Below are 22,300 nucleotides of genomic sequence, written 5' to 3'. Positions count from 1 at the left end.
CGGCCGTCAGCCGTGCAGGTTGTCGTCCAGGCTGAAGTCGAAGACGTCCGTGTCGAACGTCGAATAGGCGGCGTAGTCGAGCAGCTCGTAGAGCCGCGCGCGGGTCTGCATGTGCTCGACCTGCCCCGCGAGCGAGCCCTCCGCGCGCAGCGCGTCCAGGCCCCGCTCGGCCGCGCCCATCGCCAGGCGCAGCAGCGAGACGGGGTAGATGACGAGGGCCACGCCCGCGTCGGCGAGCTGCGTCGTCGTGAACAGCTCGGACTTGCCGAACTCCGTCATGTTGGCCAGCACGGGGACGTCGACGGCGCTCGCGACGGCCTCGAACTCCGCCAGGTCGCGCATGGCCTCGGGGAAGATCGCGTCCGCACCGGCGTCGACGAGGGCCTTCGCGCGGTCGACGGCGGTCGGGAGCCCCGCCACGGCGCGCACGTCGGTGCGGGCCATGACCAGCAGGTTCTCGTCGCGCCGCGCGGCGACCGCCGCGCGCACCCGCTGCAGCGCCGTCGGCTCGTCCACGACCTGCTTGCCGTCGAGGTGCCCGCACCGCTTGGGGTTCACCTGGTCCTCGACGTGCAGGCCCGCGACGCCCGCGTCCTCCAGCGTCTGCACGGTGCGGGCCATGTTCATCGCCTCGCCGAAGCCGGTGTCGGCGTCCACGAGGGTGGGCAGGTCGGTCATGCGGGCGATCTGCCCCGCGCGGGTCGCGACCTCGGTGAGCGTCGTCAGCCCGACGTCGGGCAGCCCCAGGTCGGCGGCCACGACCGCCCCCGAGACGTAGACGCCGTCGAAGCCCTTGTCCTGGATCAGCCGCGCCGCGAGCGGGTTGAACGCGCCGGGCAGCTGCAGGAGCTCCCCGGAGCGCAGCCGCTCGCGGAACGTGGCGCGCTTGGCGGCGGGGGTGGTGGTCGAGTAGAGCACGGTCGCCCTCCGGGTCTCAGAAGATGCCGCGCGCGACGGGGTGGGTCGCGAGCGGGTCGGCGAGCGGCGTGACGGTGAGGCTGGACAGCTCGTCGGCGGACAGCTCCGGCAGCCGCTGGGCGAGGTCGAGGAACCGCTCCGTCTCCTCGTCGGCCAGCACCCCGGCGGCCAGCGTGCGGAACTTCGCCACGTACTGCTCGCGGGCGAACGGGCGGGCGCCCAGCGGGTGCGCGTCGGCGACGGCGATCTCCTCGACGACCCGCGAGCCGTCCGCGAGCTCGATCTCCACGCGGCCACCGAACGACTTCTCGTCCGGGTCGCTCGAGTGGTACCGGCGGGTCCACTCGGCGTCCTCGGCGGTGGTGACCTTGCGCCACAGCTCCACGGTGTCCGGGCGGGCGGCGCGCTCGGGGGCGTAGCTGCCGACGTGGTCCCAGGCGCCGTCCTGCAGCGCGACCGTGAAGATGTAGGGGATCGAGTGGTCCAGTGTCTCGCGGCTGGCCGTGGGGTCGTACTTCTGCGGGTCGCCCGAGCCGGAGCCGATGACGTAGTGCGTGTGGTGGCTCGTGTGCAGCACCACGGCGACGACGTTCGCCGGGTCGCGCAGCTCGGGCCGCTCGGTGCCGAGGCGGCGGGCGAGGTCGATCCACGCCTGCGCCTGGTACTCGGCGGAGTGCTCCTTGGTGTACGTGTCGAGGATGGCGCGCCGTGCCTCGCCCGCGGCGGGCAGCGGCACGGTGTACCGGGCGTCGGGCCCGTCGAGCAGCCAGGCGATCACGCCGTCCTCGCCCTCGTAGATCGGGCTGGGGGAGGTCTGCCCGCGCATCGCACGGTCGGCGGCCTCCACCGCCATCTTGCCCGCGAACGCGGGGGCGTGGGCCTTCCACGTGGAGATCTCGCCCTTGCGCGACTGCCGCGTCGCCGTCGTCGTGTGCAGGGCCTGGCCGACCGCCTGGTAGATGGTCTCCGCGGGCAGGCCGAGCAGCGTGCCGATGCCCGCCGCCGCCGACGGGCCGAGGTGGGCGACGTGGTCGATCTTGTGCGCGTGCAGGCTGATGCCCTTGACGAGGTCCACCTGGATCTCGTAGCCCGTGACGATCCCGCGCAGGAGCTCCGCGCCGCTGCGGCCCAGGTGCTGCGCGACGGCGAGCACGGGCGGGATGTTGTCGCCGGGGTGCGAGTACTCGGCCGCGAGGAACGTGTCGTGGTAGTCCAGCTCGCGCACGGCGACGCCGTTCGCCCAGGCCGCCCACTCGGGGCTGGTGCGCTCGGGGGAGCCGAAGACCGTCGACCCCGCGCCGCCGCGGGAGACCGGGTGCGCCTCCGCCTGCGTGCGGGCCGCGAGGATCGGGCCGCGGCCCAGCGACGCCGTCGCCACCGCGGCGTTGTCGATGACGCGGTTGATCACCATGTCGGTGACCTCCGGCGTCGGGTCGAGCTGCTCGGCCGCGACCTCCGCGATCTTCCACGCGAGCTGCCCCTCGCGGGGCAGCGGCTCGTCGGAACGGTAGACGCGGACCTCGTGGTCGATCATGCGGGGGAGTCCTCCCTGTGCAGGCCTCAGCAGACATCGTGTGCGGGCGTCGTCGCCGCCCGTGTCCGGGCCGCTCCGAGAACGTAACGCCCGGTGAACGCTGGGTCCAGCGTGTGCGGCCGCCGGACCGCACCGGGACGGCGGTGCGAGGGCCCGTGGCGACGCCTGTGGTGGGCTTCACGAATGACTCGTCAAGGAACGGTGTCGCCGCAGGTGACGGCGTCGCGCAGGGGTCGGTCCTCGGCCCGTGGTTGCCCTGACGAACTTGATTCTCGGTCAAGGATCGGTAACGTGGCCGCCCATGTTCGGGCTCGGCGTCCGCTCTCGCAGCGGACGCCGGCTCCCTGTCACGGGCCGGGCCGCTGCGTCACACCGCGTGCACGCCGCGCCGGCCACGGAAGGAAACATGACCGCCGTACTGCCTCAGGAACCGACCGGCACCACCCCTGCGAACGCCCCGGCCGCCCGGGCCGCGCGCCGCAGGCTCCGCGTCTCCGACGTCACCGTCGTGGACAACTCCATGCTCAAGAAGACGATCGGCGGCACCGCCGTCGGCAACCTCATGGAGTGGTACGACGTCGGCGTCTACGGCTACCTGGCCGTGACGATGGGTGCCGTGTTCCTGCCGCAGGCGTCGTCCGGCGTGCAGATCCTCTTCTCCCTCGGCGTGTTCGCCGCCACCTACGTGGCGCGCCCGCTGGGCGGCATCGTCTGCGGCCGCATCGGCGACAAGGTCGGCCGCCAGAAGGTGCTCGCCTTCACGCTCGTGATGATGGCCGCCTCGACGTTCCTCATCGGGCTGCTGCCGACGTACGGCGTCCTCGGTGTCGCGGCGCCGCTGCTGCTCGTGCTCCTCAAGCTGCTGCAGGGCTTCTCCACCGGCGGTGAGTACGCCGGCGTCACGACCTTCGTCGCCGAGCACGCCCCCGACCGCCGCCGCGGCTGGGCGGCCTCGTTCCTCGACTTCGGCAGCTACCTGGGCTTCGCGCTCGGCGCCGTCGTCGTGACGGTGCTGCAGGTGACGCTGGGCGAGCAGGCCATGCTCGACGGCGGGTGGCGCATCCCGTTCCTGGTCGCCGGCCCGATCGGCGCGTTCGCCGTGTGGTTCCGCCTGAAGATCGAGGAGTCCCCGGCCTTCCAGGCGCAGCAGGTCGCGGCCGAGGCCGCGAAGACCCACGGCGCCGAGGTGCCCGCGCCCACCGACGTCACGCTGCGCTCGCAGTGGCGCCCGCTCGCCGTCGCGATGGTGCTCGTGGCGGTCGCCAACACCGCCGGCTACGCCCTGACGAGCTACATGCCGACCTACCTCACCGACACGCTCGGCTACGAGGCGACGGCGGGCACCCTGCTCACCGTGCCCGTGCTGGTGCTGCTCGCGGTGATGATCCTCGTGGCGGGCCCGGTCAGCGACCGTGTCGGTCGTCGTCCGCTGCTGTGGTTCGGCGCGGGCTCGCTCGCGGTGCTCGCGGTGCCGGCCTTCCTGTTCCTGGCGATGGGCCACGTGTGGTCGACGCTGCTCGGCCTGTGCCTCATGGCCGTGCCGGTGGCGTGCATGGTCGGCGTGCAGGCGGCGACGCTGCCCGCGATGTTCCCCACGGCCGTGCGCTACCGCTCGATGGGCCTGGCGTACAACGTCGCCCTGGCGATCTTCGGCGGCACGACGCCGCTCATCGTCGAGTCGCTGACGCAGGCCACCGGGTCGAGCATGGCGCCGGCCTACTACCTCATGGGCTTCGCGCTGATCGGCGCGGTCGCCGTCGGTTTCGTCAAGGAGAGCGCGGGCAAGCCGCTGCCGGGCTCCATGCCGTCGGTCGACACCGACGCGGAGGCCAAGGCGCTCGTCAGGACGCAGGAGAAGAACCCGGACCTCGACCTCGACGCGATGCCGGGTCTGGCCCCCGCGCACTGATCGCGGCTCGAAACCGTCGTCGACGTAGTACCCGGTGCCGCCTCCGGGCGAGGAAGCAGCACCGGGTACTACGTCGACGACGGTGTGCCGCGGTAGAAGCCGGGACGCAGGTGCCCGAGCCGCTCGAACGCCTCCAGGAGGTCGTCCTCGCGGCCACCCACGGCGGTGAGCGGGATACACACCGGGGAGCCGAGGGTTCCCGTGCTCGCCAGCGCTGCCCGACGCGATGCGGCGCTGGGCTGCCGCTCGGCGACGCCCAGGGGGTCGGTCACCTCGACCACGAGCATCCGCTCGGGGTGGTCGACGATGCGCATACCTACCGTCTCGTCCCACTCGATCCGCCCGGCGCCGCGCAGGGATGCCGTGTCGGTGAACCCCTCGGCATCGAGGACCAGGGCGGTGCGGTCACGCTGCAGCAGCCGACGTGCCTGGAGCGTTCCGGCGGCTCCGGCGAAGAGCGCCACGGCAATCCCGACGACGACGCCGGCGAGTGGCGACGGGCCTCGGCGGCTCCCGGTGAGCTCCAGGACGCCGAGCCGCAGGGGCGCCCCCGAGTGGTCGGACCAGCAGACCACGACGACGCCCACCGACACGACGACGATCCCGGCGGCGAGCAGGAGCGCGCGCGACGACGCTCGACGGGACAGGTGGAAGATCTCGGGCGTCCCGACGGATCCACGACTCACGGCGGCAGCGTAGCGACGGACTGGCGGGGACGACGGAAAACGGCCCTGGTCGATGACCAGGGCCGTTTCTCGTTCTCGGTGCGCCTGAAGGGATTCGAACCCCCGACCTTCTGCTCCGGAGGCAGACGCTCTATCCACTGAGCTACAGGCGCGGGCGCCGGACGGAAAACCGCTCGGCACGGTGCACGAGACTACCAGCACCTGGGCGTCGGCCGGCACATCGTCGCCGATCCCACGACCGCGGCGAGAGCCGGGCGGCCCGCCGCCTTTGTAGAATCGCCCGGTGACCCCCGACGAGCTCTCCCGAGCACTCAGCGCTGCCCTCGCCTCGGCCGTGGCCGAAGGCACCCTCGCCCTGCCCGCCGACGCCGTCCCCGCGTCGGTGCACGTCGAGCGACCCCGGCAGCGCGAGCACGGGGACTGGGCCACCAACGTGGCGCTGCAGCTCGCGAAGAGGGCGGGCACGACGCCGCGCGCGCTCGCGGAGGACCTGGCGGCCCGCCTCGCGGCGACCCCGGGGATCAAGGCGGCCGACGTCGCCGGGCCGGGCTTCCTCAACATCACGCTCGAGGCCGGCGCCGCGGGCGAGCTGGCGCGCACGATCGTCACCGCCGGCGACGCGTACGGCCGCACGGACGCCCTCGCGGGCCAGGTCCACAACCTCGAGTTCATCTCGGCCAACCCGACGGGCCCGCTGCACATCGGTCACACCCGCTGGGCGGCGCTCGGCGACGCGCTCGCACGGATCATGCGCGCGGCCGGTGCCGACGTGACGGCCGAGTACTACATCAACGACGCGGGCGCGCAGATGGACAAGTTCGCCGCGTCGATCATCGCCCGCGCCAAGGGCGAGGACGTGCCCGAGGGCGGCTACCCCGGCGAGTACGTCGCCGAGCGTGCCGCCGAGGTGCTCGAGCAGGAGCCCGACCTCCTGTCGCTCCCGGCGGACGAGGCCCTCACGACCGCCCGCGAGCTCGGCTACCAGGCCCAGCTCGAGGCGATCCGCCGCACCCTCGACGCGTTCGGCGTGCACTTCGACGTCTGGTTCTCCGAGCGCACGCTGCACGACTCGGGCGCGGTGGAGCAGGCGGTCGCCCGCCTGCGCGAGCAGGGGCACGTGTTCGACGTCGACGGCGCGGTGTGGCTGCGCACCACGGACTTCGCCGACGACAAGGACCGCGTGATGATCCGCGCGAACGGCGAGCCCACCTACTTCGCCGCCGACGCCGCGTACTACCTGTCCAAGAAGGACCGGGGGTTCCCGGGCAAGATCTACCTGCTCGGCGCCGACCACCACGGGTACATCAACCGCCTCAAGGCCATCGCCGCGTGCGCGGGCGACGACCCGGAGGCGAACATCGAGGTGCTCATCGGCCAGCTCGTCAACATCGGCGGCGAGCGGATGGGCAAGCGCCGCGGCAACGCCCTGTACATGGACGACCTCATCGAGTGGCTGGGCTCCGACCCGCTGCGCTACTCGCTCGCCCGCTACCCGGCGGACTCGCCGCTGTCCCTGTCGGGCGAGGAGATGCTCAAGCAGAGCAACGACAATCCCGTCTACTACGTGCAGTACGCGCACTCGCGCACCTGCGCCGTCGACCGGAACGCGGCCGACCGCGCCGTCGCGCGCGTGGCCCCCGACGGGTCCGACGCCTTCGACCCCGCGCTGCTCACGCACGAGACCGAGGCGGCGCTGGTCGGCGCGCTCACCGAGTTCCCGCGGATCGTCACCCAGGCGGCCGAGCTGCGCGAGCCGCACCGCGTCGCGCGCTACCTCGAGTCCCTCGCCGCGGACTACCACAAGTGGTACCAGGAGTGCCGCGTGACGCCGTACCCGGACGAGGAGGTCACGGACACGCACCGCACGCGCCTGTGGCTGAACGACGCGGTGCGCCAGGTGCTGGCCAACGGGCTCGACCTGCTCGGCGTCTCCGCCCCGGAGCGGATGTGACCGGCGCCCAGGTCGAGGAGGGCGTGCTCGGGGTCCCCTGGTCGTCGGGCGTGCGCCGGCGCGACGACGGCGTCGTCGAGGTGGGCGGGCTCGCCGTGGACGCGCTCGCGGCCCAGCACGGCACCCCCGCCTACGTGCTCGACGAGGCCGACTTCCGGGCCCGCGCCCGCGGCTACCGCACGGCGTTCGCGACGGCGTTCGCCGAGGTGGGCACCGGCGTCGACGTGTACTACGCGGGCAAGGCCCTGCTCACGGTGGCCGTGGCGCGCTGGGCCCGCGAGGAGGGGCTGCGCGTCGACACGGCGTCCGGCGGGGAGCTCGCCGTCGCCCTGCGCGCCGGCGTCCCCGGCGCCGAGATCGGCCTGCACGGCAACAACAAGTCCGACGCCGAGATCCTCGCGGCCCTCGACGCCGGGGTGGGCCGCATCATCGTCGACTCCCTCGTCGAGATCGACCGGGTCGCGGCGCTCGCGGCCTCCCGCGGGCTCGTGGCGCCCGTCATGGTGCGCGTCACGACCGGCGTGCACGCCGGCGGGCACGAGTACATCTCCACCGCGCACGAGGACCAGAAGTTCGGCCTCTCGGTGAACCCCGGCGCGCTGGACGAGGGCGGCGACCCGCCGGCGATGCAGGCGCTGCTCGCCGCGGCCCGGCGCCCGGAGCTGCACCTGCTGGGCATCCACTCGCACATCGGCTCGCAGATCCTCGACCCGGCGGGCTTCGAGGCGGCGGCGCGCGTCGTGCTGCGGCTGCGCGCCGAGCTCGCGGAGCGCACGGGCGTGCTGGTCGACGAGGTGGACCTCGGCGGCGGCTACGGCATCGCGTACCTGCCGGGGGAGGTGCCGCTCGACCCGGACCGCATCGCCAAGGACGTCGCGAGCGCGGTCGCCGCGGTCTGCGCCGAGCTGGGCACCCCGCTGCCGCGCCTCTCCATCGAGCCGGGGCGCGCGATCGTCGGCCCGGCGGGCCTGACGCTCTACACCGTCGGCACGGTCAAGCCGGTCGCGCTCGACGACGGCCGCGTGCGCACCTACGTCTCGGTCGACGGCGGCATGAGCGACAACATCCGCCCCGCCCTGTACGAGGCGCAGTACCACGCGGAGCTCGTCGGCCGGACCTCGACGGCGGAGCCCGTGCTCGTGCGCGTCGTGGGCAAGCACTGCGAGAGCGGCGACATCGTCGTGCACGAGGTGCGGCTGCCCGGCGACGTGCGCGCGGGGGACCTGCTCGCCGTCGCCGCGACCGGCGCGTACGGGCGCTCGATGGCGTCGAACTACAACCTGCTGACCCGTCCGCCCGTGGTCGCCGTGTCAGGCGGCGCGTCGCGCGTCCTGGTGCGGCGCGAGACGGTCGACGACCTGCTCGCGCTCGACCAGGGCTGACGCCCGACGCCGCGTCGTCGGCCCGTCGTCGCCGCCCGTGGACGGCGGCCCGACGGCCGGCGCGCCGCGGCTATCCTGACCCCGTCCCGGCATCCCGTTCCGAAGGTTCTCCCGTGCCTGCAGCCCCCTCGTCCGGGCCCCTGACTGGGGCCGAACCCGCGGCCCGTCCCCGCCAGGCGGCCGACCCGACCCCCACGGTGCTGCGCGTCGCGCTCCTCGGGTGCGGCGTCGTCGGCTCCCAGGTCGCGCGGACGCTGATCGAGCACGCCGACGACCTCGCCGCCCGCGCGGGCACGCGCCTGGAGCTGGTGGGTATCGCCGTGCGTGACGCGAGCCGCCCGCGCGACGGCGTCGGCACCGTCGTGCCGGCCGAGCTGCTCACCGAGGACGCGGGCGCGCTCGTCGACCGCGCCGACCTCGTCATCGAGCTCATGGGCGGCATCGAGCCGGCAAGGGGCCTCATCCACCGCGCGATCGCGGGCGGCGCGAGCGTCGTCACGGCGAACAAGGCGCTGCTCGCCGCGCACGGACCGGAGCTGTTCGAGGCCGCGGACGCGGCGGGCGTCGACCTGTCGTTCGAGGCCGCGGTGGCGGGTGCGATCCCGATCGTCCGCCCGGTGCGCGAGTCGCTCGCCGGCGACCAGGTGCGTCGCGTGCTCGGCATCGTCAACGGCACCACCAACTACGTCCTCGACCAGATGACGACGCACGGGCTGGACCTCGAGGAGGCGCTCAAGGAGGCGCAGACCCTCGGGTACGCCGAGGCCGACCCCACGGCCGACGTCGAGGGGCACGACGCCGCGGCGAAGGCCGCGATCCTCGCGTCGCTCGCGTTCCACACGCGCGTCTCGCTGGCGCAGGTCGCGTGCGAGGGCATCACGGGCGTGACGGCGGCCGACGTCGCCGCCGCGCAGCAGACCGGGCACGTCGTGAAGCTGCTGGCGATCGCGGAGCAGACCGCCGAGGGCGTGTCCGTGCGCGTGCACCCCGCGCTGGTGCCGTCCGCGCACCCGCTCGCCGCGGTGCGCGGGGCGTTCAACGCCGTCTTCGTCGAGGCCGACGACGCCGGCCCGCTGATGTTCTACGGCCAGGGCGCGGGCGGGCGCCCGACGTCGTCCGCCGTGCTCGGCGACCTCGTGTCGGCCGCGCGCGACCGGATGGTCGGCGGGCGCGGGCCGCGCGAGTCCGCGTACGCGTCGCTGCCGGTGCTGCCGCACGACGCCGCCGTCACGCGCTACCAGGTCCGGCTCGTCGTGGCCGACCGCCCGGGCGTGCTCGCCCAGGTGGCGCAGGTGCTCGCCGACCACGGCGTGTCGATCGACACGGTCCGCCAGGCGCCCGACGAGCCGTACGCCGTCGACGTCGCCGAGGGCACCGCCGCGCTGCTGCTCACCACGCACTCCGCCCGCGAGGCGTCGCTCGCCGCGACGGTCGCGGCCGTGCGCGGCCTCGAGCCGGTGCACGAGATCACGTCCGTCCTGCGAGTCGAGGGAGCCTGACCATGCCGGTCGACCAGCCGAAGACCCAGCCTGCCCACCAGTGGCGCGGTGTCATCACCGAGTACGCCGACCGGCTGCCCGCCCACGTGGCGGAGCGGATCGTCACGCTCGGCGAGGGCGGCACCCCGCTCGTGGCCGCCCCCGCGCTGTCGGACCGTACCGGCGCCGACGTGTACGTCAAGGTCGAGGGCATGAACCCGACCGGGTCGTTCAAGGACCGCGGCATGACGACGGCGATCTCCGCGGCCGCCGGCCGCGGCGCGAAGGCCGTCGTGTGCGCGTCGACGGGCAACACGTCCGCCTCGGCGGCGGCGTACGCCACCCGGGCGGGCATGACCTGCGCCGTGCTCGTGCCGGACGGCAAGATCGCGATGGGCAAGCTCAGCCAGGCGATCGCGCACGGCGCCCGCCTGCTCCAGGTGGACGGCAACTTCGACGACTGCCTCGTCGCGGCGCGCAAGCTCGCCGAGGTGTACCCGGTCGAGCTGGTGAACTCCGTCAACCCGGACCGCATCGAGGGACAGAAGACGGCCGCGTTCGAGGTCGTCGACGCCCTCGGCGACGCGCCGGACATCCACTGCCTCCCGGTCGGCAACGCGGGCAACATCACCGCGTACTGGAAGGGCTACCGCGAGTACGCGGGCCTGGACGACGGCGCCGCGCACGGCGCGGTCGCGACCCGCACGCCGCAGATGTGGGGCTTCCAGGCGGCCGGCGCCGCGCCGATCGTCCTGGGCCACCCCGTCGACCAGCCGGAGACGATCGCCACCGCGATCCGCATCGGCAACCCGGCGTCGTGGGAGCAGGCGGAGGCCGCCCGCGACACGTCCGGCGGCGTGATCGAGTCGGTCACCGACGAGCAGATCCTCGCCGCGCACCGCGTGCTGTCCGCCGAGGTCGGCGTGTTCGTCGAGCCGGCGTCCGCCTCGGGCGTCGCAGGCCTGCTCGCGCGGGCCGAGCGCGGGCTGGTCCCCGCCGGCGCGCGCGTCGTCGTGACCGTCACCGGTCACGGCCTCAAGGACCCGCAGTGGGCGCTGCGCACGCCGGACGGCGGCGAGGTGGCCCCGACCCGCGTGGGCGCCGACGTCGTGTCCATCGCCGACGCGCTCGGCCTGGGCTGACACCCCGCCCGACACCGCTCCGCCCGACACCGCTCCGCCCGACAACGCTCTGCCCGACACCGTTCCGACCGAGCCCCGAGAGGGAGACGCGCATGCAGCTCGGCGCCGACCACGTGCTGGTCCGTGTTCCCGCGACCAGCGCCAACCTGGGCCCGGGGTTCGACGCGATGGGCCTGGCCCTCGCGCTGTACGACGACCTGGAGGTCGAGCTCCTCGCGACCGACGACGTCGTCGTCGAGATCGAGGGGCAGGGGGCGGGGGAGGTGCCGCTCGGCGAGGACCACCTCGTCGTGCGCGCCCTGCGGCACACGCTCGAGCTCGCCGGCGCGCCCCGTACCGGCCTCCGGCTGCGGTGCGTCAACCGGATCCCGCACGCGCGGGGCCTCGGGTCCTCGTCGGCGGCCGTCGTGTCCGGCATCGTCGCGGCGCGGGCGCTCCTGGCCGACCCCCACGTCCTGGACGCGGCCGCGGTGCTGCGGATCGCGACCGAGTTCGAGGGGCACCCCGACAACGCGGCGCCCGCGATCCGGGGCGGCGCGACGCTGGCGTGGCGGTCGGGCGACGGCCCCCGCGCCGTGGACCTCGACGTGGACGAGCGCATCGAGGCCACCGTGCTGGTCCCCGACGCCCGCCTGGCGACGAGCCGCGCCCGGGGCGTGCTCCCGGCCGAGGTGCCGCACGGCGACGCGGCGTTCACCGCCGGGCGCGCGGGGCTGCTGGTCGAGGCCCTGGCCCGGCGCCCGGAGCTGCTGCTCGACGCCACCGAGGACCGGCTGCACCAGGACTACCGCGCGAGCGTGATGGCGGGCTCCGCCGAGCTGTTGCGCGCCCTGCGCGCCGAGGGGCTCGCGGCCACGATCTCGGGCGCCGGTCCCACGGTCCTCGTCCTCACCGCGGGCGACGGCACGGGTCGGCTCGACGCCGTGCTGGCCGACCTCGTCGACGACGTGGCGGGCTGGCGTGCGGTGCGGCCGGGCGTGGACCACGACGGCGCGGTGGCGCGCCGCGTGACGGGCGGCGGGTCGGCCTGGGGCGGTGTGTGAGGTGATATGATGCGGTGAGCCTTCGGGATCGACCGCGAGGGCAATCCCTCTCCACCGCACGGCCCCTCTCGACCGCGCCGCGCGTCCGTGTGCCCGGTCAGAGCCAGGTGCGTGGTGGTCGTGATGCGGTGCAGGATCCGCCGCGACAGTCCCGCGAGAGGGTGAAACACCAACCCCGCCAGCCGACGTCGTCGTACCACTGATGCGAGGTTCCACGCGTCTCGGCGCTCCCCGCGCCGGACGGCAACCACCCCGGCCCCGAGATCTGCGGGCCGCATACGAGGGGGAAGGGTCCTTCGTGACGAACACCACCGACAGCCGGAACGGCACCGCCGCATCCGGGAACCTGAGCTCGATGCGTCTGGCCGAGCTCCAGGCGCTGGCCTCCGGCATGGGCGTCAAGGGCACGTCCCGGATGCGCAAGAGCGACCTGCAGGACGCGATCCGGGCCGCGCGCGGCCAGGGCGCGCGCACCGCCGGTGCCCCGGTCGCCGCGGCGACCGCCGTGGCGCCCACGGTCCGCAGCGACGCCCCGGCCCAGGCGCCGGCCGACCACGGCTCCGGGCAGCCCTCGGGCGACGCCCGCGCCCCGCGCGCCGACGGCGCCGAGGCCCCGCGCCGCTCGCGCCGGGCCACCCGCTCCGCCGGCTCGTCCGAGGGTGACGCGGCGCCGCAGCAGCGCGCGGAGGCGCCCGCCGAGCAGCAGCCCGCACGGGGCGGCGACCAGCGTGGCGGCGAGCAGCGCGGCGGCCAGAACGACGCCGACCGCGAGGCGCGCCTCGCCCAGCTCGCGGAGGCCGTCGCGGCCCCGCGCGAGCGCGGCGCCCGCCGCTCCGGCAACGGCCAGAACAACCAGGGCGACGGCGACGGCCAGCGCTCGGGCCAGGGCCGCTCGAACGACTCCTCCGGCCAGCAGCGCTCCGGCGCGCAGGGCGGTCAGGGGCAGAGCGGCCCGGCACAGGGCGGCCAGCGCGACGAGCGCCAGCGCCGGGACGACGACGACGAGCGCGGCTCGCGCCGTCGTCGGGGTCGCGACCGTGGCCGGGACCGCAAGCGCAACCGCAGCGGCCGGCCGGGCGGCCCGGACGTCGCCGGCCTGGACGACGTGGAGGTGCGCGAGGACGACGTGCTGCTGCCGGTCGCCGGCGTGCTGGACATCCTCGACAACTACGCCTTCGTGCGCACGAGCGGCTACCTGCCCGGGGCGGGCGACGTCTACGTCTCCCTCAACCAGGTGAAGAAGTCCGGCCTGCGCCGCGGTGACGCCATCGTCGGCGCCATCCGCCAGCCCCGCGAGGGCGAGGAGCCGCCGCAGGGCAAGAACGTCCGCAGCAAGTTCAACGCCCTCGTGCGCCTGGACTCGGTCAACGGCATGACGCCGGAGGAGGCGCGCCAGCGCCCGGAGTTCACCAAGCTGACGCCGCTGTACCCGCAGGAGCGGCTGCGCCTGGAGAACCCGGAGGCCACCCGCCTCACGCCGCGCGTGATCGACATCGTCGCCCCGATCGGCAAGGGCCAGCGCGGCCTCATCGTCGCGCCGCCCAAGGCCGGCAAGACGATCATCATGCAGCAGATCGCCAACGCGATCACCGCGAACAACCCCGAGGTCCACCTCATGGTGGTGCTCGTGGACGAGCGGCCCGAAGAGGTCACCGACATGGAGCGGACGGTCAAGGGCGAGGTCATCGCCTCGACGTTCGACCGCCCCGCGTCGGACCACACGATCGTCGCCGAGCTCGCGATCGAGCGCGCCAAGCGCCTGGTCGAGCTGGGCCAGGACGTCGTCGTGCTGCTCGACTCGCTCACCCGCCTCTCGCGCGCCTACAACCTCGCGGCGCCGGCGTCGGGCCGCATCCTCTCGGGTGGTGTGGACGCCGCGGCGCTGTACCCGCCGAAGAAGTTCTTCGGCGCGGCGCGCAACATCGAGAACGGCGGCTCGCTGACCATCCTCGCCTCGGCGCTCGTGGAGACGGGCTCGAAGATGGACGAGGTGATCTTCGAGGAGTTCAAGGGCACGGGCAACATGGAGCTGCGCCTGTCCCGCAACCTCGCCGACAAGCGGATCTTCCCGGCGGTGGACGTCAACGCGTCCGGCACCCGGCGCGAGGAGATCCTCATGGCGAAGGACGAGCTGGGCATCGTCTACAAGCTGCGCCGCGTCATGGGCGCGCTCGACCAGCAGCAGGCGATCGAGCTGCTGCTGGGCCAGCTCAAGAAGACCAAGACCAACGTCGAGTTCCTGCTGCACGTGCAGAAGACGACGCCGGCCGGGCTCTCGGACGAGAACCCGGGCGAGACGGTCTGATCGTCCCCGTGCGCCAGGCCCCGCGGGGCCCGGCGCACGGGCGATGTCCGGGGCGCGTCCGCGTTCTGGCACAATGGTTCGTCGGCCTTCCGGTTCACGGCCCGCTGTCCTGCGGGGCGACCCGGCGGCATCACACCAAGGAGCATCATGAAGTCCGGTATCCACCCCGAGTACGTCGTCACCCAGGTGTCCTGCACCTGCGGCAACACGTTCACGACCCACAGCACCGCGACCTCCGGCAAGATCAGCGTCGAGGTCTGCAGCGCCTGCCACCCGTTCTACACGGGCAAGCAGAAGATCCTCGACACCGGTGGCCGCGTCGCCCGCTTCCAGGCGCGCTACGGCAAGAAGAAGTAGCTGCCTGACAGCGCCGGTGGTCCGCCCGACAACCTCTCCAGGGGCAGTCGGACGACGGACCACCGGCGCTTCTGCTTTGCCGAGGGAGTTTCGCCACCCGTCGAGGCAGTGCGTGTCCCGGTGAGGTGGTCCGCGCCGGGCCCGACGAGGCCTCGCGCCCGGACCGGGAGTACCCATGACCGACTCGTTCGCCGCCGCGCGGCCGCTGCTCGACGAGCACGCCGAGATCGAGCGCGCGCTGGCCGACCCGGCCGTGCACGCGGACGCGGCGCGCGCCCGCTCGCTCGGGCGCCGCTACGCCGAGCTGAACCAGGTCGCCGCGGCCTACCGGGCGTGGGAGCAGGCGCGCGACGACGCGGAGGCGGCCGCCGAGCTCGCCGCGGAGGACGAGGCCTTCGCCGCGGAGCTGCCGGCCCTGCGCGCGGCGGCGGACGACGCCGCCGAGCGGCTGCGGCGCGTGCTGGTGCCGCGCGACCCCGACGACGCGCGCGACGTCATCCTCGAGATCAAGGCGGGGGAGGGCGGCGACGAGTCGGCGCTCTTCGCCGGCGACCTGCTGCGCATGTACCTGCGGTACGCCGAGCGGCGCGGCTGGGCCACGCAGGTGCTCGACGCGACGGAGACCGAGCTGGGCGGCTACAAGGACGTGCAGGTCGCGATCAAGGCGCGCAGCGTCTCCGACCCTGCCGAGGGCGTGTGGGCCAGCCTCAAGTACGAGGGCGGCGTGCACCGCGTGCAGCGCGTGCCGGTCACGGAGTCGCAGGGGCGCATCCACACGTCGGCCGCCGGCGTGCTGGTGCTGCCCGAGGTGGACGACCCGGGCGAGGTGGAGATCGACCAGAACGACCTGCGCATCGACGTCTACCGGTCGTCGGGCCCGGGCGGCCAGTCGGTGAACACGACCGACTCCGCGGTCCGGATCACGCACGTGCCCACGGGGATCGTCGTGTCGATGCAGAACGAGAAGTCGCAGCTGCAGAACAAGGAGCAGGCGATGCGCGTGCTGCGCGCCCGGCTGCTCGCGGCGCAGCAGGAGGCCGCCGCCGCGGCCGCCGCCGACGTGCGGCGATCCCAGGTGCGCACCGTGGACCGCAGCGAGCGGATCCGCACCTACAACTTCCCGGAGAACCGCATCGCGGACCACCGCACCGGGTACAAGGCGTACAACCTCGACCACGTGCTCGCGGGCGACCTCGACCCGGTGGTGCGCTCGGCCGTCGACGCCGACGAGGCGGCGCGGCTCGCGGCGGCCGGCGGACCCGGTGCCTGACGCCGTGCCCGGCGCCGTGGCCGACGAGGTGCCCCGCACCGCGGCTGCGGCGCTCCGCTGGGCGACCTCGCGCCTCGGGGCGGCGGGCGTGCCGAGCCCGCGCGTCGACGCGGAGGCTCTGCTCGCCCACGCCCTCGGCGTCGACCGGGCGGAGGCGCGGCGCCTCGCGGTGCTGGACCGTGCCCTGCCGGACGGCGCGGGCGACCGGTTCGCCGCCGACGTCGCGCGGCGCGCCGCCCGCGAGCCGCTGCAGCACCTCACCGGCGTGGCCCCCTTCCGGCACCTGGAGCTCGCCGTCGGGCCGGGCGTCTTCGTGCCGCGGCCGGAGACGGAGCAGGTGGCGCAGGTCGCGATCGACGAGGCGGCGCGGGTCGTGGCCCGGAAGGGCACGGCGGTCGTGGTCGACCTGTGCACCGGGTCCGGAGCCATCGCCCTGGCCGTCGCGACCGAGGTCCCGGGCGCCCGCGTGCACGCCGTCGAGCTGGACGCCGCTGCCCACGGGTGGGCGAGCCGCAACGTCGCCGCCGCGACCGGCGACCGGCCGGACGCCGTCGTCCACCTGCTGCGCGGCGACGCGCGGACCGCGCTGCGCGAGCTGGACGGCACCGTCGACGTCGTCGTCTCCAACCCGCCGTACGTGCCGCCGGGCGCGGTGCCGCGCGACCCGGAGGTGGCCGACCACGACCCGGCGGTCGCGCTCTACGGCCTGGGCGACGACGGGCTGGAGGTGCCGCGCGGCGTCACCGCCGCCGCGGCGCGCCTGCTGCGCCCCGGCGGGCTGTACGTCATGGAGCACGCCGAGGTGCAGGCCGCCGCGGCGCGCGCGATGGTGGCGGGCACGACCGTGGGCACGACCGTGGGCACGGCCGGGTTCGGCCCGGTGAGCACGCGCGACGACCTCACCGGCCGGCCGCGGATGGTGGTGGCGCGCCGCTCCGACCGGGCGCCCGAGCGCCCGTCCCCGCACCCGGACGTCCGGCCGGCGGCCGGTCGAACCGTGACAGACTGAGCCCGTGAGCAGCGTGCACGACGTCACCGACCCGAACACCTGGGGCCCTGCGATCGACGAGGCGGTGAACACGGTCTCGCGCGGCGGCCTGCTGGTGCTGCCGACCGACACCGTCTACGGGATCGGCGCCGACGCCTTCGACGCGGAGGCCGTCGCGGCCCTGCTCGCGGCCAAGGGCCGCGGGCGCCAGATGCCCCCACCCGTCCTCATCCCCGACGTGCGCACGCTCGACGGCCTCGCCACCGAGGTCCCGGACGACGCGCGCAAGCTGGCCGAGGCGTTCTGGCCCGGCGGGCTCACGATCATCCTGCAGGCCCAGCCGTCGCTGCAGTGGGACCTGGGGGAGACGCACGGCACCGTCGCGCTGCGCATGCCCGACCACCCGGCAGCCCTGGCCCTGCTGCGGCGCACGGGCCCGCTCGCGGTGTCGAGCGCCAACGCCACCGGCAACCCGGCGGCTCTCGACGTCGTCGACGCGCAGGCGCAGCTCGGCGACGCGGTGACCGTCTACCTCGACGGCGGCGACGCGCCCGGCGGCGTCGCGTCGACGATCGTGGACGCCACCCGCGAGCGGCTGCGCGTGGTGCGCCAGGGCGCGATCACGCTCGAGGCGCTCAACGAGGTCGCGCCCGTGCGCGGCGTCGACGAGCCCGTCGAGGAGCCCACCGCCGACGCGCCCGAGGCCGACGACGCGAGCACGCCCGACCGGACCGAGGAGCACGGCTCCGCACCCGCGGAGGAGTCCGCCGGGTGAGGGCCTATCTGCTCCTGCTGCTCGTCGCGGCGGCGGTCACGTACCTCGCCACGCCGGGCGCGCGGTGGGTCGCCCGCCGCACGAACGCGATCACCGCGGTGCGGGCGCGCGACGTGCACGTGCAGCCGACGCCCCGGCTCGGCGGCCTGGCGATGCTGCTCGGCATCGTCGTCGCGGTGGTGCTGGCCTCGCAGATGCCGTTCCTCGCGGGCGTCTTCGAGACGGGGCCGCAGGCGTGGGGCATCGTCGGCGGGGCCGTCATCGTCTGCCTGCTCGGCTGGGCCGACGACGTGTGGGACCTGGACTGGATGACCAAGCTCGCCGGGCAGGTGCTCGCGGCGGGGTTCATGGCCCTGCAGCAGGTCCAGCTCACGTCGCTGCCCACCCCGGACTGGCTGTTCATCACCTCGTCGAGGATCTCGCTGTTCCTCACGATCCTGGTGGTCGTCGTGGCGATGAACGCGGTGAACTTCGTCGACGGCCTGGACGGTCTGGCCGCGGGCCTGATGGCGATCGGCGGCTCGGCGTTCCTGCTCTACACGTACGGGCTGACCCAGCAGGCGACGCCGGAGAACTACGCCAACCTCGCGACGCTCATGATGGCCGTGCTGGTGGGGGCGTGCCTCGGCTTCCTGCCGCACAACTTCTTCCCGTCGCACATCTTCATGGGCGACTCCGGCTCGATGGTGCTCGGCCTGGTCTTCGCGGGCTCGGCGATCACGATCACGGGGAACGTCGACCCCGTCTCGATGGGCGCGACGCTTTCCGGGGCGCAGGCCGTGCCGCTGTTCATCCCGCTGCTGCTGCCGGTCGCGGTGGTGCTGCTGCCCCTGCTCGACATGGCGATGGCCGTGGTGCGCCGCCTCGCGGCCGGCAAGTCGCCGTTCCACCCCGACCGCATGCACCTGCACCACCGGATGCTGGCGCTCGGCCACTCCCACCGGCGCGCGGTGCTCATCCTGTACGTGTGGGCCGCCGTCTTCTCCTTCGGGGTGGCCGCGCTCGTGCTGTGGGACTGGAAGGCCGTGCTGGCGGGCCTCGGCGTCGCCGTGGTGGTGGCGCTGCTCCTCACGCTCGGCCCGCTGCGCACCCGGGGCCGGTTCCTGGACGACGACGTCGCCACCGGCAGCCACCCGACGGTCGCGGCGGCGCACCCCGCGCCCGCAGCCCCCCGATCCCCGACCCCGCCCCCGGCCGCTCCGGCCGCGCCCACCCTGACGACGCACGAAGGACGCCACCGATGACGACGCCCGACACCCCTGGCCCGACGCCCGACCCCGCCGCCGGCGCGGCGGGCGAGCACGCCACCGACGCCGAGCGCCGGGTGCTGCGGACCGCGCTGCGGGACACGCTCCTGCTGGTCGGCGTGCTGGTGGTGCTGGGCGGCGGCATCGGCCTGCTGGTCGCCGGCCTGCCCGGGCTGTGGGGCGCCCTGGTGGGCGCCGCGATCGCGGCCTTCTTCTGCGCGACGACGATCTGGTCGATGATGCGCACCGTGGGGTCGAGCCCCGCGCGCATGGCGGCGTTCGTCATGGGCGCCTGGGTGGCCAAGATCGTCGTCCTCATCGTCGTGCTGGCGCTGCTCCAGGGCGCCACGTTCTACGCCCCGTGGGTGCTGATCGCCGTGCTCGGCGTGGGCGCGATCGGGTCCGCGCTGCTCGACTACCGCGCCGTGAACAGCGGACGCGTGCCCTACGTGCAGCCCTGACCGAGCCTTCCGGCCGAGCCTCCTGACCAGGGTGCTTGCGCCGGGCGACCATCCGTCGCCGGGGGCAACATCGTGCGCTTCTTCACAAGCCGCGAGATCTGGCCGGAAATTATGCTCCGGGATGTCGGAGCACCTGTGAACATCCGGTAGGCTGTCCGCGAATCCATGACGGCCAGGTCCGATGGCGTGCCCTCCCAGGAGTGGAGCGTCCGGACCGTACGACCTCCGGGAGAATCCCCTGTCTACGCCAGCGATCCCCCTGCTGCTTGCCGCCGAAGGCGGTGGCTTCCAAGCGCCGACGATCGCGGACTTCTTCCCGCCGGCCATCTTCTTCGAGGGCACGCCCTTCGAGTTCAACCGGATCATGCTGGTCCGCGTCATCATGGCGGCCGTCCTGCTGCTGGTCTTCTGCCTCGCCGCGCGTCGCGCCCGGCTGGTGCCCGGCCGGTTCCAGAACGGTGTCGAGATGGTCCTCGACTTCGTCCGCAACTCGATCGCCATCGAGGTGCTGGGCCAGGAGAACGGGCGCAAGTACTTCAAGCTGCTCGCGACCATCTTCTGCACGGTCCTCGTGATGAACATCGCGGCCGTCATCCCGTTCCTCAACATCGCGGGCACCTCGGTGATCGGCCTGCCGATCGTGCTCGCCGCGTGGACGTACGTGATGTACCTCGGGGCGGGCGTCAAGGCGCACGGGGTCGGCGGTTACCTCAAGAACTCGCTGTTCCCCCCGGGCGTGCCGAAGCCGCTGTACCTGCTGCTCGTGCCGATCGAGGCGCTCCAGGTCTTCATCCTGCGGCCGGCGACGCTCGTCATCCGGCTCCTGGCCAACATGGTCGCGGGGCACCTCATGCTCGCGATCTGCTTCGCGGCCACGTCGTTCTTCCTCTTCGACTCGGCCGGCGCGATGAAGCTCTTCGGGGCGGGCACGTTCGTGGCCGGCGCGGCGTTCTTCTTCTTCGAGGTCTTCGTGGCCGCCCTGCAGGCGTACGTCTTCGCGATCCTCACCGCCGTGTACCTCAACATGTCCGTCGAGGCGGAGCACTGACCGTCTCGCGGTTCCCGGCCTAGCCGGACCAGATCCACAACTGCACCCCACGAAAGCGACGCCGGGCCACCGTGGTCCGGCGCCCAACGGAAGGAAACCCAGTGGACGTCACCACCCTCGCCGAGGTCACCGGAAACATCGGCACCGTCGGTTACGGCCTCGCGGCGGTCGGCCCCGGCATCGGCCTCGGCATCCTCATCGGCAAGACGATCGAGGGCATGGCTCGCCAGCCCGAGGTGTCCGGCCAGCTCCGTACCACGATGTTCATCGGTATCGCCTTCGTCGAGGTGCTCGCGCTCCTCGGCCTGGTGGCCGGCTTCATCGTTCCGTGATGATGACCTCTTCCCTGAACACCCCCGCGGTTCTGGCTGCCGAGGGGACCGAGCAGAACATCCTGCTGCCGCACACGCCGGACATCGTGTGGTCGCTGATCATCGTGATCATCGTCGGGATCGTGTTCTACCGGTACGTCCTGCCCAAGTTCCAGGCCGTGCTGGACGAGCGCACCGCGAAGATCGAGGGCGGCATCGCCAAGGCCGAGAAGGCCCAGGAAGAGGCCGCGGAGGCGCTGAAGGAGTACCACCAGCAGCTCGCCGAGGCCCGTGCGGACGCCGCGAAGACCCGCGAGGAGGCGCGCGCCGAGGGCACCGCCATCGTCGCGGAGCTGCGCACCAAGGCGCACGAGGAGGCCTCGCGCATCGTCGAGACCGCCCACCGCCAGATCGAGGCGGAGCGCCAGACGGCGGCCGTCTCGCTGCGCGCCGAGGTCGGCGAGCTGGCCACCGAGCTGGCGTCCAAGATCGTCGGCGAGTCGCTGCAGGACTCCGCGCGCCAGTCGCGCGTCGTCGACCGCTTCCTCGACGAGCTCGAGGCCGCGGGCGACGAGTCGCGCACGGCGGCGCCGGTCGGCAACTCGGTCGGCAAGGAGGGCTGATGCGGGGCACCAGCGGAGCATCCCTCGCGGCGGCGCAGGAGCGGTTCGAGCCGGTCCTGCGGTCCGCCGGGGCCGACGCGAAGGCGCTCGGCGAGCAGCTGTTCGCCGTCGTCGCCGCCCTGGACGAGTCCGGGCCGCTGCGCCGGTCGCTCGCCGACCCGTCGCGCGACCCGGAGGACCGTGCGGCCCTGGCCGGACGCGTGCTGGCCGGGGGCTTCGACGAGCGGGTCGTGGACCTCGTCACGGGCCTGGCGCGGTCGCGCTGGTCCGGCGACCGGGACCTCGCGGACGCCGTCGAGCGTCTCGGGCTCGACGCCGTGCTGGCGTCCGCCGAGGCGCGGGGCACCCTCGAGACCGTCGAGGACGAGCTGTTCCGGCTGACCCGGGCGCTCGTCGGGCAGCGTGAGGCGCGCCAGGTGCTCTCGGACGGCAAGACCGACCCCGAGCGCCGCGCGCAGCTCGTCGACTCCCTGCTCACGGGCAAGGTCGACGACGTGACGCTCGTGCTCGCCCGTCGGGCCACGACCGCCCTCCGCGGCCGCCGCTTCGTGGCGACGCTGCTGTGGTACGGGGAGATCGCCGCCGAGCGTCGCCGCCGCCTCGTGGCCACGGTCACGAGCGGCAGCGTGCTCAGCCAGTCCCAGCAGGACCGGCTCGGCGGGCTGCTCGAGCGTGCCTACGGGCGCCCCGTGCAGCTCAACGTCACGGTCGACGCCGCCGTCATCGGCGGCCTGCGCATCCAGGTCGGCGCCGACGTCGTCGACTCCACCGTGCTGTCCCGCCTGGCCGACGCCCGTCGCCGGCTGGCCGGCTGAACCCCTAGGCCCAGCGCCGGCTCCGGTCGGCTACGCAGAACGTGAGGCCGCGCGATA

The 22,300-nt window shown here is 74.0% G+C and carries 20 protein-coding genes and 1 tRNA gene; 17 read left to right on the top strand and 4 right to left on the bottom strand.

What is annotated here, in order from left to right; all coding sequences use genetic code 11:
• Positions 1-6: 6 nt before the first annotated feature.
• Together prpB and ACFQ8E_RS20925 are read right to left on the bottom strand one after the other, a co-directional pair.
• Positions 7-918 (bottom strand): methylisocitrate lyase, encoded by a 912-nt coding sequence (prpB, locus tag ACFQ8E_RS20930; RefSeq protein ID WP_430552490.1) that lies wholly within the window; start codon positions 916-918, stop codon positions 7-9.
• Between the two features lie 16 nt (positions 919-934).
• Positions 935-2,452 carry an MmgE/PrpD family protein gene (locus tag ACFQ8E_RS20925; protein ID WP_430552489.1) on the bottom strand — a complete coding sequence of 506 codons (1,518 nt, stop codon included), beginning with the start codon at positions 2,450-2,452 and terminating at the stop codon, positions 935-937.
• 406 nt (positions 2,453-2,858) lie between these two features.
• On the opposite strand from ACFQ8E_RS20925, the gene ACFQ8E_RS20920 reads away from it, so the two are divergent.
• A complete protein-coding gene (locus ACFQ8E_RS20920; protein WP_430552488.1) occupies positions 2,859-4,361 on the top strand; it encodes an MFS transporter in 1,503 nt (500 codons plus the stop codon).
• A gap of 68 nt (positions 4,362-4,429) precedes the next feature.
• Here ACFQ8E_RS20920 and ACFQ8E_RS20915 read toward each other — a convergent pair whose 3' ends face one another.
• Both ACFQ8E_RS20915 and ACFQ8E_RS20910 read right to left on the bottom strand, forming a co-directional pair.
• Positions 4,430-5,047 (bottom strand): STM3941 family protein, encoded by a 618-nt coding sequence (locus ACFQ8E_RS20915; RefSeq protein WP_430552487.1) that lies wholly within the window; start codon positions 5,045-5,047, stop codon positions 4,430-4,432.
• Positions 5,048-5,126: 79 nt separating this feature from the next.
• A tRNA-Arg gene (locus ACFQ8E_RS20910) sits at positions 5,127-5,199 on the bottom strand.
• Between the two features lie 131 nt (positions 5,200-5,330).
• On the opposite strand from ACFQ8E_RS20910, the gene argS reads away from it, so the two are divergent.
• The 16 genes from argS to ACFQ8E_RS20830 all read left to right on the top strand — a co-directional run bounded on the left by argS (position 5,331) and on the right by ACFQ8E_RS20830 (position 22,243).
• Positions 5,331-6,998 carry an arginine--tRNA ligase gene (gene argS / locus ACFQ8E_RS20905; protein WP_430552486.1) on the top strand — a complete coding sequence of 556 codons (1,668 nt, stop codon included), beginning with the start codon at positions 5,331-5,333 and terminating at the stop codon, positions 6,996-6,998.
• Positions 6,995-8,380: a diaminopimelate decarboxylase gene (lysA, locus tag ACFQ8E_RS20900; protein ID WP_430552485.1), complete on the top strand. Its 1,386-nt coding sequence runs from the start codon at positions 6,995-6,997 to the stop codon at positions 8,378-8,380. The genes argS and lysA overlap by 4 nt, the downstream gene beginning before the upstream one ends.
• Before the next feature lie 140 nt (positions 8,381-8,520).
• Positions 8,521-9,879: a homoserine dehydrogenase gene (locus ACFQ8E_RS20895; protein WP_430552501.1), complete on the top strand. Its 1,359-nt coding sequence runs from the start codon at positions 8,521-8,523 to the stop codon at positions 9,877-9,879.
• Positions 9,880-9,881: 2 nt separating this feature from the next.
• Entirely contained in the window at positions 9,882-11,000 is a 1,119-nt protein-coding gene (thrC, locus tag ACFQ8E_RS20890) for a threonine synthase (protein ID WP_430552484.1), read from the top strand.
• A gap of 92 nt (positions 11,001-11,092) precedes the next feature.
• A complete protein-coding gene (gene thrB, locus ACFQ8E_RS20885; RefSeq protein WP_430552483.1) occupies positions 11,093-12,043 on the top strand; it encodes a homoserine kinase in 951 nt (316 codons plus the stop codon).
• Positions 12,044-12,341: 298 nt separating this feature from the next.
• The gene (rho, locus tag ACFQ8E_RS20880) at positions 12,342-14,348 is read left to right on the top strand and encodes a transcription termination factor Rho (protein ID WP_430552482.1); all 2,007 of its coding nucleotides are present in this window, start codon (positions 12,342-12,344) and stop codon (positions 14,346-14,348) included.
• 147 nt (positions 14,349-14,495) lie between these two features.
• On the top strand, positions 14,496-14,705 hold the full coding sequence (gene rpmE, locus ACFQ8E_RS20875; RefSeq protein WP_430552481.1) for a 50S ribosomal protein L31: 210 nt from the start codon (positions 14,496-14,498) through the stop codon (positions 14,703-14,705).
• Between the two features lie 175 nt (positions 14,706-14,880).
• Complete coding sequence (gene prfA, locus ACFQ8E_RS20870) at positions 14,881-15,975, top strand: peptide chain release factor 1 (protein ID WP_430552480.1); 1,095 nt, start codon at positions 14,881-14,883, stop codon at positions 15,973-15,975.
• A complete protein-coding gene (prmC, locus tag ACFQ8E_RS20865; RefSeq protein WP_430552479.1) occupies positions 15,968-16,984 on the top strand; it encodes a peptide chain release factor N(5)-glutamine methyltransferase in 1,017 nt (338 codons plus the stop codon). Before prfA ends, prmC begins: the two co-directional genes overlap by 8 nt.
• A gap of 4 nt (positions 16,985-16,988) precedes the next feature.
• The gene (locus ACFQ8E_RS20860) at positions 16,989-17,738 is read left to right on the top strand and encodes an L-threonylcarbamoyladenylate synthase (protein WP_430552478.1); all 750 of its coding nucleotides are present in this window, start codon (positions 16,989-16,991) and stop codon (positions 17,736-17,738) included.
• Entirely contained in the window at positions 17,735-18,982 is a 1,248-nt protein-coding gene (locus ACFQ8E_RS20855; RefSeq protein ID WP_430552477.1) for an MraY family glycosyltransferase, read from the top strand. Before ACFQ8E_RS20860 ends, ACFQ8E_RS20855 begins: the two co-directional genes overlap by 4 nt.
• Positions 18,979-19,446, top strand: a complete 468-nt coding sequence (locus ACFQ8E_RS20850; RefSeq protein WP_430552476.1) for a hypothetical protein — start codon at positions 18,979-18,981, stop codon at positions 19,444-19,446. The genes ACFQ8E_RS20855 and ACFQ8E_RS20850 overlap by 4 nt, the downstream gene beginning before the upstream one ends.
• 364 nt (positions 19,447-19,810) lie before the next feature.
• A complete protein-coding gene (atpB, locus tag ACFQ8E_RS20845) occupies positions 19,811-20,494 on the top strand; it encodes a F0F1 ATP synthase subunit A (protein ID WP_430552475.1) in 684 nt (227 codons plus the stop codon).
• A 101-nt stretch (positions 20,495-20,595) separates the two neighbouring features.
• Positions 20,596-20,826: an ATP synthase F0 subunit C gene (locus ACFQ8E_RS20840; RefSeq protein WP_079569652.1), complete on the top strand. Its 231-nt coding sequence runs from the start codon at positions 20,596-20,598 to the stop codon at positions 20,824-20,826.
• Positions 20,827-20,828: 2 nt separating this feature from the next.
• Entirely contained in the window at positions 20,829-21,428 is a 600-nt protein-coding gene (locus ACFQ8E_RS20835; RefSeq protein WP_430552500.1) for a F0F1 ATP synthase subunit B, read from the top strand.
• Positions 21,428-22,243, top strand: a complete 816-nt coding sequence (locus ACFQ8E_RS20830) for a F0F1 ATP synthase subunit delta (RefSeq protein ID WP_430552474.1) — start codon at positions 21,428-21,430, stop codon at positions 22,241-22,243. The genes ACFQ8E_RS20835 and ACFQ8E_RS20830 overlap by 1 nt, the downstream gene beginning before the upstream one ends.
• Positions 22,244-22,300 lie beyond the last annotated feature (57 nt).

It is taken from the genome of Isoptericola sp. NPDC056573 (assembly GCF_042793335.1).
Taxonomy (GTDB): Bacteria; Actinomycetota; Actinomycetes; order Actinomycetales; family Cellulomonadaceae; genus Isoptericola.
The sequence above is the reverse complement of the archived record's forward strand: the minus strand, read 5'-3'. Positions and strand labels throughout refer to the sequence as shown.